The sequence below is a fragment of the Ruegeria sp. ABF4_144 genome, assembly GCF_056160045.1.
The window spans coordinates 1-12,333 of record NZ_JBSWWK010000003.1 but is presented as its reverse complement, the minus strand read 5'-3'; the positions used below and the strand labels follow the sequence as shown (position 1 = coordinate 12,333).

12 protein-coding genes and 1 riboswitch are annotated in these 12,333 nt (G+C 58.6%); of the genes, 7 read left to right on the top strand and 5 right to left on the bottom strand.

The window, feature by feature from the left end; all coding sequences use genetic code 11:
- Positions 1–2: 2 nt before the first annotated feature.
- From ACXAGD_RS20535 to fahA, 7 genes are all read left to right on the top strand, one after another.
- On the top strand, positions 3–191 hold the full coding sequence (locus tag ACXAGD_RS20535) for a DUF2783 domain-containing protein (protein WP_475213530.1): 189 nt from the start codon (positions 3–5) through the stop codon (positions 189–191).
- A gap of 20 nt (positions 192–211) precedes the next feature.
- A complete protein-coding gene (locus ACXAGD_RS20530) occupies positions 212–1,246 on the top strand; it encodes a TRAP transporter substrate-binding protein (protein ID WP_475213527.1) in 1,035 nt (344 codons plus the stop codon).
- A gap of 3 nt (positions 1,247–1,249) precedes the next feature.
- Positions 1,250–1,798, top strand: coding sequence for a TRAP transporter small permease (locus ACXAGD_RS20525; protein ID WP_475213523.1), 549 nt, complete (start codon positions 1,250–1,252; stop codon positions 1,796–1,798).
- Positions 1,795–3,111, top strand: a complete 1,317-nt coding sequence (locus ACXAGD_RS20520; RefSeq protein ID WP_366549826.1) for a TRAP transporter large permease — start codon at positions 1,795–1,797, stop codon at positions 3,109–3,111. The genes ACXAGD_RS20525 and ACXAGD_RS20520 overlap by 4 nt, the downstream gene beginning before the upstream one ends.
- A 37-nt stretch (positions 3,112–3,148) precedes the next feature.
- Positions 3,149–3,694: a VOC family protein gene (locus tag ACXAGD_RS20515; RefSeq protein WP_475213521.1), complete on the top strand. Its 546-nt coding sequence runs from the start codon at positions 3,149–3,151 to the stop codon at positions 3,692–3,694.
- An 84-nt stretch (positions 3,695–3,778) separates the two neighbouring features.
- Complete coding sequence (gene maiA, locus ACXAGD_RS20510) at positions 3,779–4,411, top strand: maleylacetoacetate isomerase (RefSeq protein ID WP_475213518.1); 633 nt, start codon at positions 3,779–3,781, stop codon at positions 4,409–4,411.
- 10 nt (positions 4,412–4,421) lie between these two features.
- On the top strand, positions 4,422–5,672 hold the full coding sequence (gene fahA, locus ACXAGD_RS20505) for a fumarylacetoacetase (protein ID WP_475213516.1): 1,251 nt from the start codon (positions 4,422–4,424) through the stop codon (positions 5,670–5,672).
- A 41-nt stretch (positions 5,673–5,713) separates the two neighbouring features.
- On the opposite strand, the gene ACXAGD_RS20500 is transcribed toward fahA, so the two are convergent.
- The 5 genes from ACXAGD_RS20500 to ACXAGD_RS20480 all read right to left on the bottom strand — a co-directional run bounded on the left by ACXAGD_RS20500 (position 5,714) and on the right by ACXAGD_RS20480 (position 12,333).
- On the bottom strand, positions 5,714–6,142 hold the full coding sequence (locus ACXAGD_RS20500; RefSeq protein WP_475213513.1) for a MarR family winged helix-turn-helix transcriptional regulator: 429 nt from the start codon (positions 6,140–6,142) through the stop codon (positions 5,714–5,716).
- Positions 6,143–6,237: 95 nt separating this feature from the next.
- Complete coding sequence (thiC, locus tag ACXAGD_RS20495; RefSeq protein ID WP_475213511.1) at positions 6,238–8,037, bottom strand: phosphomethylpyrimidine synthase ThiC; 1,800 nt, start codon at positions 8,035–8,037, stop codon at positions 6,238–6,240.
- Between the two features lie 108 nt (positions 8,038–8,145).
- Positions 8,146–8,265, bottom strand: a riboswitch (TPP riboswitch).
- Between the two features lie 139 nt (positions 8,266–8,404).
- A complete protein-coding gene (locus tag ACXAGD_RS20490; RefSeq protein ID WP_475213509.1) occupies positions 8,405–9,451 on the bottom strand; it encodes a cytochrome-c peroxidase in 1,047 nt (348 codons plus the stop codon).
- A gap of 471 nt (positions 9,452–9,922) precedes the next feature.
- Positions 9,923–11,029, bottom strand: coding sequence for a ParB/RepB/Spo0J family partition protein (locus ACXAGD_RS20485; RefSeq protein WP_475213507.1), 1,107 nt, complete (start codon positions 11,027–11,029; stop codon positions 9,923–9,925).
- On the bottom strand, positions 11,026–12,333 hold the full coding sequence (locus ACXAGD_RS20480) for an AAA family ATPase (RefSeq protein ID WP_475213505.1): 1,308 nt from the start codon (positions 12,331–12,333) through the stop codon (positions 11,026–11,028). Before ACXAGD_RS20480 ends, ACXAGD_RS20485 begins: the two co-directional genes overlap by 4 nt.

Sequence of the window (12,333 nt, the reverse complement as noted above, 5' to 3'; positions counted from 1 at the left end):
CCATGACCGACTTGGTATTGACCCCAAACATTGATGGCGTCGATGATTTCTATGCCGAACTTCTGGCCGCCCATGACGGGCTGGGAAAAGAGCAAAGCGACGCCCTCAGCGCCCGTCTGATCCTGATCCTGGCCAATCACATCGGCGAGCGCTCTGTTCTGAGCGCAGCCATCAAAGCTGCCGAAATCTGACACTTCATAGGGAGGAGACTATGAAACTTAATCTGAAAACCCGCGCCCTCACCTGCGTTGGCGCAACAGCCATCGCCCTGTCGTTCGCATCAAGCGCGATAGCCGATACCACTCTGGCTCTGTCCAGCTGGTTGCCGCCGCGCCATCCGATCGTGACAGGTGCGATCAAGCCCTGGGCCAAGCAAGTCGAAGAGGTTACCGACGGGCGCGTGACAGTCCGTGTTCTGGCCAAACCGCTGGGCCCGCCGCCTGCGCATTACGACATGGCGGCCGACGGTATTGCCGACATCACCTATGGCCTGCACTCGTTCACCACCGACGACCGTTTCACCCGGTCGCGCATCGGCCAGTTTTCGTTCATCGGCGATGACGCCGTGGCTGGTTCCAAGGCGTTCTGGAACGTGTATGCCGGCCCGCTCGAAGCGCAGAAAGAGCATGAAGGCACCAAGCTTCTGGGTCTGTTCGTGCATGGTCCGGGCATGTTGCACAACAACGTCCGTCAAATTGAAACCGCCGATGATTTCGCCGGTCTGAAGATCCGTGTTCCCGGCGGCTATATCTCTGATCTGATGTCGGGCATGGGTTCTACGACTCTCTTCATGTCTTCGGGTGAGGTCTATGAAAAGCTGTCGCGCGGCGTGATCGACGGGGTCACCTTCCCCTATGATGCGTTGGCCGCGTTCAAGCTGACCGAGGACGTCAAGTACACGATGAAAGTGCCGGGCGGCCTCTATAACACAACCTGGTTCATGGTCATGAACGAGGACAAGTGGAACGAGATTTCACCAGAGGACCAAGCCGCCATCGAAGCGATCTCGGGCGAGGCGTTTGCCACGCTGGTTGGCAAGGCCTGGATCGGAGCCGATGAAAAAGGCAGCGCCGCTGCTGAAAAGGCCGGAATCACGGTCTATGACGCTCCGGCTGCGGTGGTTGATGCGATCAAATCCAAGGCGGCGGACGCCGAAGTTGCATGGTCCGAGGCAATCTCGGCAGATGGCTATGACGGTGCGGCAGCACTGCAAGAACTGCGCAAGCAGTCTGGCGTGGACTTCTGATCCATGGAGCGGCTTCGCCATCGTTTTCCCGACCAGCCCCCGGAAGAGGGGCTGGATATCGGGCGGCTGCTTGACAGGACGCTTGGTGCCGGTGCCGCTCTGATCCTGTTCTGCCTCATTCTCATCACCTGTGTGGATGTGATCGGGCGATACTTTTTGAACGCGCCGCTGGCTGGCGCGTTCGAGCTGACCGAAATTCTGCTGGCGGCTCTGGTCTTTCTGGCGCTGCCCCTGACGACAGAGCGCCGCGAACATATTGAGGTCGACTTGCTGAACATGGTCCTCGGCAAGCATACTCAACGTCTACTGTCGGCCTTTGCCGGGCTGTTTTCAGCGGCGCTTCTGGCCACCTTCTCGTGGCGGCTGTTCACCCATGCGGCCAAGGCGGCCCATGACGGCGCAGTCAGTAACGCGCTGGAAGTTCCACTGGCCCCCTTTGGCTATCTTGCGGGCGTGTCCTGCATGGTCTCGGCCTTCATCGCCTTTTTGCGCGGCCTGCAGCCGCCGAAACAGCGTGACAACACTGAAACCCCGCCGGAGGCCTTGCCATGATTGAATCGCTGATCGGCTTTGCCGTCCTGCTGGGGCTGATCCTTTTGCGGGTGCCGATTGCCTTTGCCATGGCCGCGGTTGGCGGGTTCGGCTTTGCCTATATGCGCGGCTGGGAGCCGGCCTGGGCGATGACCGGACAGGTGGCCTTCGACACCGCGCTGTCCTACAGCCTGTCGGTCATTCCGCTATTTATCTTCATGGGCAACGTGCTAGCCGGGTCAGGCGTGGCGCATGGCCTGTTTGCAGGCGCTGATCGCCTGTTCGGCAAGCTGCGCGGTGGCCTAGCCATGGCCTCGGTCTTTTCGTGCGGTGGTTTTTCCGCTGTGTGCGGGTCTTCGCTGGCGACGGCGGCGACCATGTCCAAGGTGGCGATGCCGTCGATGCGCAAGTTTGGCTATGATGACCGGCTGGCCACAGGGTCGATCGCGGCAGGCGGCACGCTGGGTATCCTGATCCCGCCCTCGGTGATCCTGATCATCTATGGCCTGCTGACCGAAACCAACATTGCCAAGCTTTTCATCGCCGGGATCATTCCGGGCATCATCGGCGTGGTGCTGTATCTTGGCGCGGTCATGGTCGCGGTTCGTGTAAACCCTGCCCTCGCGCCCGAGGAAGAGAACACCGAACCGATGAGCCGCACCGATCTGGTTGGCGTCTTCTGTGTGCTGGGCCTGTTCCTGTTCATCATGACTGGCATTTACGGCGGGTTCTTTACCCCGACCGAAGCCGCAGGCATGGGCGCAGGCGCATCAGTGCTGATCGCCGTGGCCCTGCGGTCGATGACCTGGAGCGGGTTCTTCGCCGCCACCATGGATTCGATCCGTGCCACTGCGATGATCTTTGCCGTCATCATCGGCGCCGAACTGTTCACCAATTTCATCAACTTCGCTGGCCTGCCCGACGCGCTGTCCAGCTTTGTGATCGACAACGAAATGCCCGTCTGGGCCGTGATCGTGTTCATCATCGTGGTCTACATGGTGCTCGGCTGTGTGCTGGAAAGCCTGTCGATGATCCTGCTAACTGTGCCGGTCTTTTATCCGCTGATGTTCGAGTTGGAGTTTGCCAACGAACTGCTGCTCGATCCCGAAAACGCCCTGATATGGTTCGCCATTGTGGTTGTTGTCGCGACCGAGATCAGCCTGATCACACCCCCAGTCGGCATGAATGTCTTCGTACTGAAAGGTGTTCTTCAGGACGTATCGCTGGCGACCATCTTCAAGGGCGTCCTACCCTTCTGGATCGCCGACATCCTGCGGCTAGCCCTTCTGATCCTGATCCCCTCACTGTCGCTCTGGCTTGTGGGACTGATGTGAACCGCGCTGATCTAACCCCTTCGGAAAGGAGGACACGATGAAAATCGAGAAAATTCACCACGTCGCCTATCGCTGCAAAGACGCCAAGGAAACCGTCGAGTGGTACGGCAAGATGCTGAACATGGATTTCATTCTGGCCATTGCCGAGGACCACGTACCCTCGACCCATGAGCCTGATCCCTACATGCATCTGTTCCTGGATGCGGGCGACGGCAACGTACTGGCCTTCTTCGAATTGCCCACCAAGCCCGAGATGGGTCGCGACCCGAACACGCCGATCTGGGTGCAGCACATCGCCTTCAAGGTCAAAGACCGCGCCACCCTGATCGAGTTCAAGGACCATCTCGAAGCAAACGGCGTCGAGGTTCTTGGAGTCACCGACCATTCGATCTTCCACTCGATCTATTTCTTCGATCCTTCCGGCCACCGGATTGAACTGGCCTGCCCCGACCCAGAAGAAGAAGCGATGCTGGCACGAATGGACGAGGTGAAATGGCTGATGCTTGAAGATTGGTCAAAAACCAAGAAAGCACCGAAACACGCCGATTGGCTGCACGCCAAAGAGCTTAACAAAAGCGCCTAATGCACTGTCCCGCGCCGAGCGATCGGCGTGGGGCCTGCCTGCCAGCAGGGCTTGACCATACATTCAGAATGACTGGGTGAGGTGATGAAACTCTACTCTTATTGGCGTTCGACGACCTCATACAGGGTCCGGATTGCGCTGAATCTCAAAGGTCTCAGCTATGAAACCTGCCCGGTCAATCTGGTGGTCGGAGAGCAGCGCGCGCCCGGCTACACTGCCCTCAACCCCGGCAAGGGAGTTCCGACCCTTATTCTTGACGACGGCACCGTTCTGACCCAGTCGCTTGCGATCATTGAATATCTGGACGCCACGGTGCCAGAGCCGCCGCTGTTGCCGACAGAGCCGCTGCAGCGCGCCCGCATTCAGGCCGCCGCGCAGACCATTGCGATGGATATCCACCCGGTCAACAACCTCAAGGTTCTGACCCATCTCAAGACCCAAATGGGGCTTACGGCCGACGGTCAGTTGGACTGGTTCCGCCATTGGATGACCGAAGGGTTTACCGCCTATCAGGCCTTGCTGACAAAGGGCACAGCGTTCAGCTTCGGGGACAACCCCGATCTTGCCGATATCTGCCTTGTTGCCCAGCTTTACAACGCGCGTCGCTGGGGTGTGGATATGGCCCCATTCTCCCGCCTTCTCGAGATCGAGGAACGCGCCCTCTCCCTTGCGGCGTTCAACGACGCGCGCCCCGAAAACCAGCCCGACGCGGCTTAAAGGTGTAACTATGACCAACCTCCTGCCCTCCTGGGTCGAAAGCGCAAATTCTGCCACGACCGACTTTCCGCTCAACAACCTGCCCTATGGTGTTTTCAGAACCGAAGCGGGCACGCTGCAGTGTGGCGTGGCCATCGGGGATATGATCCTCGACCTCACGCGGATGGAGGCGGATGGTAAGCTTGATCTGCCCGAGGCAAACGTGTTTGCGAACGGGTCATGGAACCGTTTCATGGCGCTTGGCGCTGGAGTCTGGAATGCGTTCCGCACCATGCTGACCGATGTACTGGCTGCAGACTCGACCCGTCAGGAAGAACTGGCCGCCTACCTTGTTCCGATGCATTCCGTCACGATGGCAATGCCCTTCGACGTCGCCGAGTACACGGATTTCTATGCCGGCCGCAATCACGCTTTCAATGTCGGCACCATGTTCCGTGGCCCCGAAAATGCCCTGCCCCCGAACTGGCTGCATATCCCGATCGGCTATAACGGCCGTGCGTCCTCGGTCGTGGTCAGCGGCACTGATGTGCGCCGGCCTTGGGGTCAGCTGAAAGGCCCCGATACGGACGCACCAATCTTTGCGCCGTCGCGGCGGTTTGATCTGGAGCTTGAGATGGGCGCAATCGTTGGGCAACCTTCGAACGGTCCCGTCTCAGTCCAACAAGCCGACGACATGATCTTTGGCTATGTCCTTCTAAACGACTGGTCGGCGCGCGACATTCAGGCGTGGGAATACCAACCGCTCGGCCCGTTTCAGGCCAAGGCCACTGCGACATCCATCAGCCCTTGGATCGTCACCAAAGCGGCTCTAGAGCCCTTCCGCACCTCAACGCCCGAGCGTGAGAAGGAATTGCTTCCATATCTGCAGGAACCCGGCCCGATGCTCTATGATATCGCGCTTGAGGTCGGGTTGACGCCCAATGGTGCGACGGAAACGGTGATCGCGCGCACCAACTATGACGAGATGTATTACTCAGCGCCCCAGCAGCTGGCTCATCACACGACCAGCGGCTGCCCGATGCGCGTGGGTGATCTGCTCGGGTCTGGTACGATTTCCGGTCCGGAAAAGGAAAACCGCGGCAGCCTGCTAGAGCTCAGCTGGGGCGGGAAAGAACCTCTCACGCTGGACAGCGGCGAAGAGCGTAGCTTCTTGGAGGACGGCGATACGCTGACCCTGCGCGGGGCCGCGCATGGCAACGGCTATCGTGTCGGGTTTGGCGCCTGCACCGGCACGCTGCTTGCGGCCAACGATCCTCAGTAACAAAGATCGGGCAGAGGTCGCTTTGGCCTCTGTCCTAACTTTCAGTCGGTTTTGGCCACCTTCATAAGCGCCGTTATGCCCCGTTCCAGCGCCTCGCGATCCTCGGGTGACAGCGCATCAAGCATACTGTTGGCTCGTTCGCGCACCTTGGGTTCCAGATGCTGAAACTGGCGGCGCCCTTCCGGGGTGCAGCGATAGACCCTAATTCTGCGGTCCGTGTCCGAAATCTCACGCTCGATCAGCCCCTTCTCGTCAAGCCGTTTTGCGGCACGGCTGACCTGGACTTTGTCCAGGGTTGTTCGGCGCGCCAGATCGAGCGAGGTAACACTTTCCGCATTTGCCAGCAGAAACAGTAAACGCCATTCCTCGCGCGACAGACCCAGTTCACGTTCGTAAACGTCTGTCAGATTCCGTGAGAATGCTTCAGACGCGACGGCCAATCGGTAGGGAAAGAAGGAATCTAGCTGCATACTTTGGTCAGACTATGCCAATATCGTTGCATCTGCAACGATATTGCTTGCGTTAGGCGTTACTGGACCCGGAAACCGGATCCAGTGATGCTTTTTTAGTCCTTCTTGGGCTCGACCGGCAGGTACAGATCGCCGCCTTCCCGGAACTTGGCGGCCATGGCCTCCATCCCTTCTTTCTGGGCTTCGGCGCGGATGTCATGACTGATCCGCATGGAACAGAATTTCGGACCGCACATCGAACAAAAATGTGCCACTTTATGCGCCTGCTTCGGCAGGGTTTGGTCGTGGAATTCGCGCGCTGTTTCCGGATCCAGCGATAGGTTGAACTGATCCTCCCAACGGAACTCGAACCGCGCACGTGACAGCGCATCGTCTCGGCGCTGCGCGCCTGGCAAACCCTTGGCCAGATCGGCGGCATGAGCGGCGATCTTGTACGTGATCACACCGGTTTTCACATCGTCGCGGTCGGGCAGGCCCAGATGCTCTTTTGGTGTCACATAGCACAGCATCGCGCAACCGAACCAACCGATCATCGCAGCCCCGATGCCGCTTGTGATATGGTCATACCCCGGCGCGATATCGGTGGTCAGGGGGCCAAGCGTATAGAAGGGCGCTTCGTGGCAGCACTCCAACTGCTTGTCCATGTTTTCCTTGATCTTGTGCATGGCCACATGGCCCGGCCCTTCGATCATCACCTGACAATCCTTGGCCCAGGCAATCTTGGTCAGCTCACCCAAGGTTTCCAGCTCGGCAAACTGCGCCTCATCATTGGCGTCGGCGATTGAGCCGGGGCGCAGCCCATCGCCAAGGCTGAACGACACGTCATAGGCGCGGCAGATATCGCAGATTTCGTCAAAATGCTCATACAGGAAGCTCTCCTTGTGGTGATGCAAGCACCACTTGGCCATGATCGAGCCGCCGCGTGACACGATGCCGGTCACTCGGTTCACCGTCATTGGCACCATGTGCAGACGCACACCGGCGTGAATGGTGAAATAATCCACGCCCTGCTCGGCCTGTTCGATCAGCGTGTCGCGGAATACTTCCCAAGTCAGATCTTCGGCGATGCCGTTCACCTTCTCCAGGGCCTGATACAGCGGTACCGTGCCGATCGGAACCGGGCTGTTGCGGATGATCCATTCGCGGGTGTTGTGAATGTTGCGACCAGTGGACAGGTCCATCACAGTGTCCGCGCCCCAGCGGATCGACCAGACCATCTTGTCGACCTCTTCTTCCATGCTGGAGGTCACCGCCGAGGTGCCCATATTGGCGTTGATTTTGACCAGAAAGTTGCGCCCGATGATCATCGGTTCGCTTTCCGGATGGTTGATATTGGCGGGGATGATGGCGCGCCCTGCCGCAACCTCATCCCTCACGAATTCCGGGGTCACGTAGTCTGGGATATTCGCGCCCCAATCATTGCCTTCACGCGACTCGGCCACGGCCTCGCGCAGTTGGTTTTCGCGGATGGCGATGAATTCCATTTCCGGCGTAACGATCCCGGCACGGGCATAGGCCAACTGCGTCACCGCCTTGCCCTCCTTGGCGCGCAACGGGCGCGGGCGCACCGGAAACTCGGGCGTCAACCGGTCCCCTTCGACAAAGCCGTTATCCTCGGGTTTGACCGCCCGCCCATCGTATTCCTCGACATCGCCGCGCGCGTCGATCCATACCCGGCGCAGGGGGGCAAGCCCCTGACGGATATCGGTGATTACGTTGGGGTCGGTATAGGGGCCGGAACTGTCATAAACCGGCAGCGGCGGCTCACCCGCCGTCGGATGGACCGAAATCTCACGCATTGGCACGCGGACATCCGAGTGCAGCGTGCCGTTCACATAGATCTTGCGCGATGCAGGCAGTTCACCCGTGGTGATCTTGGGATTGGGGATATTCATGTTGGTGCTCCTCAAGCGGTTCAACTCAAAAAGACACCAGATGAGTTTTGGCTTGGGGAAACGAGAGGGCCTACGACCCCCTGTTCGGAGAACGCATGCCAATTTTGCGGCCTGCGCGCCCTAGCTTCCTACGCCAGTATCAACTGGGTCAGGTTCAAAGGGTCGCGTCGCCGGGCAATGCCCTGTCAGCCTCTCAGTCCCCTGGGTGGGACTCCCCTGCGTGAGGAAGGCGTACCGCAAATCGCGCAAAGTCACAACGCATATGTGCCCCCTCCCCTACCGTCCCAGTTTGCAATTTGGGATCAGCGTTTCGGTGAGGGGGTCAAAGAAAAATCGGGAGGGTATTTTCACGCCCTCCCGAACGGGCCTATTGCGGAACGATTTCTCCGGATGGGCGGGGTGTTTTTGCGGTTTCGGCGGGCAGAACCGGATAGGTGACTTCAGGCAAAACACCCGTCAGGCTTTCAAGGAAGGCCGCGATCTGATCCGTATCTTGCGAACTGATTTCTTCACCCAATTGCGACTCGGCCATTATCTGAACTGCGACCTTCAGATCCCAGACCTTGCCCGAGTGGAAATATGGCGCCGTTACCGCGATATTGCGCAGCGGCGCAGCGCGGAAAACATATTCGTCATCAACTGTTTCGGTGACCGCAAAGCGCCCCTTGTCATCGGGTGGCAGGATATCGGCACCGGGCTTTTCGATCAGGCCAAACGGATAATACCCGCTGCCACCCAGATTGATCCCCGAATGGCACGACGAACATCCCAGATCGATAAACTGCACCAATCCCGCCAATTGGACGTCGGACATCGCGTTGTCATCGCCATTCAGCCAGGCGTCGAAGGGTGACGGGGTCAACAAGGTTGCCTCAAAGGCTTCGATCGCCTTTGCAAAGTTGTCGAAGGTGACGGGTTCTTCTTCTCCTTCAAAGGCACCCTCGAACCAATCAACGTATTGCGGCATCGAATTCAAAGTGGCGATCACGTTTTCAGGGGTGTTCGCCATTTCAACACCAGCCTGAACCGGGCCTTTCGCCTGCTCGGCCAGATCAGCCGCGCGACCATCCCAGAACTGAGCTTCGTTGAAAACCGAATTCAATGCCGTCGGGGCGTTGCGCGGACCCCGCTGCCAGCCATGCCCGATCGAGGTTTCCAGGTTGTCGTCCCCACCGGTCGCAAGGTTATGGCAGGAATTACAGGAGAACACACCTGACGCCGACATACGGGGATCAAAAAACAGCGCCTTGCCGAGTTCGATCTTCTCTGCGGTAATCGGATTGTCGGACACGGCAGGGACGGTGGAAGGTAAGGGCTTGAAGATTTCCAATGCCAAATCCCTGAGGTCATCGGCGTATGCACTGCTGGCGATACAAAAGGTCAGGGTGGATACTGCAAGGTGTTTTGCGTTCATCATAGCTCGTCCTTGGCTAAACGTCGCGCGCAGAGGCAATCAACACCCGTTAAGCGAGATTTTCTTTGATTTAAATCAATTCTAATTCGCAACTGGAAACGCCTTTGTCTTTGGCTGAACCTGACTGATTACATGCTTGGCCGGCATTGCCCGGGACCCAGCGGTGCGAAATCGCATTTGCGCGCCTAAACAGCAGAGGAAAACCCAGCGCCATACCCGACTGCAATGATAGCTACGAGCACTCCCCTGCCCTGCTTAACCCTGCAGTCGGTTCGGTCCAGCCGGAAGCAGATCGAGAGCCCTTTTGACCCTTTGAGCCCGTGACGCCCTGCCCGCCCGCTAGCTCATGTTCAAATCTACTTGGACACTGTCACTGAAAGTCTGGCAGCCGAATGACCGGGGTGCACGGTACAAAAAAACGCCGGGCGTTTGACCCGACGTTTTCTAATCACAAAGGCTGGCAGAAAAATCTTACCCGTGGGTAAGATCATCCTCTTCCTGCAAGTCGTCGATCAGGGTGGCAATGGCCTGCTCCAACTTGGCGCGGTCCACTCGGGTGAAGTCTAGATCATAGCGCAGCTCGATCCGCCCGCTTGAGGCCGAGCATTTCGCGACCCCTGCCCTCCCCGATACTTGAAACGTGGTTTTCGCACGCCGCGTCTTGCCGCCCGAAGCACTCACGGGTTTCTTGGGTGCGCTTTCCGCTGCTTCGACAAACGTCCGCAGGATTGCCACTTCGCGCGGCCCGTCCCGATCAGGCTCGCTCATCACCGCGGCGCTGACCTGACGGATCAACCCCGGATTGGCGTCGAGTTTCCGTTTCAGCTCGACCCCCAGATTGCGCGGAATGTCATTGGCGTGCATTAGCACCTTATCCAGCATCATCAGCAAACTCGCGAAGGACCGGATATAGCTGCGCTTGGTATAGCTGGCGGATTTGAACAGGATCGCGACAGCCTTATCCACATCAGCGCAGTCATTTTCCGGGTCTTCGGCATAGGCCCGAGCCAACGCGCCCATCTCGGCAAATGAGATTTCCTTGCGGATCAGGTTTTCGTCCACCATGCGGCGATAGCTGTCATTCAGATCGCTTGCGTCGGATATTCCCGCCGGAATCTTGGCATAAAGATCGTCACCGGTTTCCTCATGCAACGCTCGATAGGCCGACAAGCGACGCATCCCCTGGATAAGGTCAAACCGGCCATCAGATCGACGCTCCAGCCGGATCGGATTCGAAAGGCCAATGTCGCGGATAGAATCCTTCAGTTCATCCAGTTCTGGGTCAGGTCCGGGCTTGCGGTCCCGGGTCAGTTTTTCAGTGACCACGTCCGACAGCGGCACATGTTCCGTCACCAGTCCTTCGGACCGCAGACGAACCAGCTCATGCGCAAGGCGGTCGTTTTCTGCCCGGATGGTTTCCTCGGTCGATTGCTGATCACGCAGCGCATCCGCGTTTTCCGAAATCGCGGTGGCCATCGGACCGCGTCGTTTCTCAAGCACTTTGTCCGGAACCTTTCCGACCGGGATGTCCTCCATGGCCGGCATGTCGATGTCAAACATTCTGCGTTTACGGCTCATGCGTCATCCTCCAGCTGGTCCCAGGCCGATAGCATCACGCCCCGGAATTCTTCGTACACATTGTCAAAGGTCGAGCGCGCGCGGCGCCAGGTTTCCCGTGTCATTTCACGGTAGTCCATCTCGTAAACCGAACTCAGAAACCGGCCGGATTGCTCAACCGCGCGGGTCATCTCAACCGGGTGCTCGGCAACGTGTTCACCGAACACTTTCTTGAACGCATCAAACATGGCCAGATGCAGGGCGTTGCCCGGTTCATATCGGGTCAGAAGAAAGCGCATCTCGCAGAAGGTTTTGGGAAGGCCGATCTTACCCGTGGGTAAGGTTTTGTCGAAACCGTAGGCCAGATCCTCCAACGCCTCGGCCAGCTGACCGATGAACGAAGTAGTCGAGTCATACTCCCAATAGCCTGGACCGGACGGAATATAGAGCATGTCCGCGGCAAAGACCGCGTTCATTGACTGGTATCCAATCGCAGGCGGGCAATCGAACAGGATCAGGTCATAGGCGTCGTCCGGGATTTGATCCAGATAACGCGACACAGCGGCAAAGAACGACCACTCGGGGTTCAGGTGCCGGTATTGGGCCGAGGCAAACTCGACGAAAGCCGCGTTGGCACAGGAGGGAACAACGTCGATTGTCGACCACGAGCTTTGTTTAATGAAGTCGGCGATGCGCAGATCGCCCAGACCCATATCGGTGATCGAAGGCGGTAATTCGCGACGGGGCAGGGCGGTGCCGGACTCGGCAGCGGCAGGGCGGTTGTTCATCCGCTCGGTCTCGCGGATCAGGTCGCGGGCCATGATGCCCCAGACCGTGAAGTCCTCGGCCACGTCGGTCAGGCCCATTGAATGGCTCAGCGTCGCCTGTGGATCGAAATCCACCACCAGCACCCGGTAGCCGTCCAGCGCGGCGGCATGGGCTAGATGCAAGGCAACGGTGGACTTGCCTGCGCCACCTTTGAAATTGGCCACTGCCGCGCGAATAGCACGCTTCCCCACCGGCCGGGGCGGCATCAGAGATTTGCGATTCACTTTAAGCCGCCGGCGCAGCTCATTCACTTCTTCCAGGCTGAACCAGCGTTGGCGGCCATCGGGCTCCACCTCACCGCTGGGCAGCGAGGGGTCCGCTGCCAGCTTGCCGCGGAAGGTGGACTGGTTGACGCGAAAGATCAGCTCGGACACCTCCCAGCTTGAAAACCGACGGAGGGTCTTCTCCATCTCGGGGCTGAAGGTTTGCTGGCGAATCCAGCCCTGCAGTTTGAGGGATTGATTGCGCAATGCGTTCAGGTCTTCGTGCGTGTACAT

Bases quoted from the DNA above. Each gene is read 5' to 3' on its own strand.
- ACXAGD_RS20535 (WP_475213530.1), top strand. From the start codon at position 3: ATGACCGACTTGGTATTGACCCCAAACATTGATGGCGTCGATGATTTC.
- ACXAGD_RS20530 (WP_475213527.1), top strand. From the start codon at position 212: ATGAAACTTAATCTGAAAACCCGCGCCCTCACCTGCGTTGGCGCAACA.
- ACXAGD_RS20525 (WP_475213523.1), top strand. From the start codon at position 1,250: ATGGAGCGGCTTCGCCATCGTTTTCCCGACCAGCCCCCGGAAGAGGGG.
- ACXAGD_RS20520 (WP_366549826.1), top strand. From the start codon at position 1,795: ATGATTGAATCGCTGATCGGCTTTGCCGTCCTGCTGGGGCTGATCCTT.
- ACXAGD_RS20515 (WP_475213521.1), top strand. From the start codon at position 3,149: ATGAAAATCGAGAAAATTCACCACGTCGCCTATCGCTGCAAAGACGCC.
- maiA (WP_475213518.1), top strand. From the start codon at position 3,779: ATGAAACTCTACTCTTATTGGCGTTCGACGACCTCATACAGGGTCCGG.
- fahA (WP_475213516.1), top strand. From the start codon at position 4,422: ATGACCAACCTCCTGCCCTCCTGGGTCGAAAGCGCAAATTCTGCCACG.
- ACXAGD_RS20500 (WP_475213513.1), bottom strand. From the start codon at position 6,142: ATGCAGCTAGATTCCTTCTTTCCCTACCGATTGGCCGTCGCGTCTGAA.
- thiC (WP_475213511.1), bottom strand. From the start codon at position 8,037: ATGAATATCCCCAATCCCAAGATCACCACGGGTGAACTGCCTGCATCG.
- ACXAGD_RS20490 (WP_475213509.1), bottom strand. From the start codon at position 9,451: ATGAACGCAAAACACCTTGCAGTATCCACCCTGACCTTTTGTATCGCC.
- ACXAGD_RS20485 (WP_475213507.1), bottom strand. From the start codon at position 11,029: ATGAGCCGTAAACGCAGAATGTTTGACATCGACATGCCGGCCATGGAG.
- ACXAGD_RS20480 (WP_475213505.1), bottom strand. From the start codon at position 12,333: ATGTACACGCACGAAGACCTGAACGCATTGCGCAATCAATCCCTCAAA.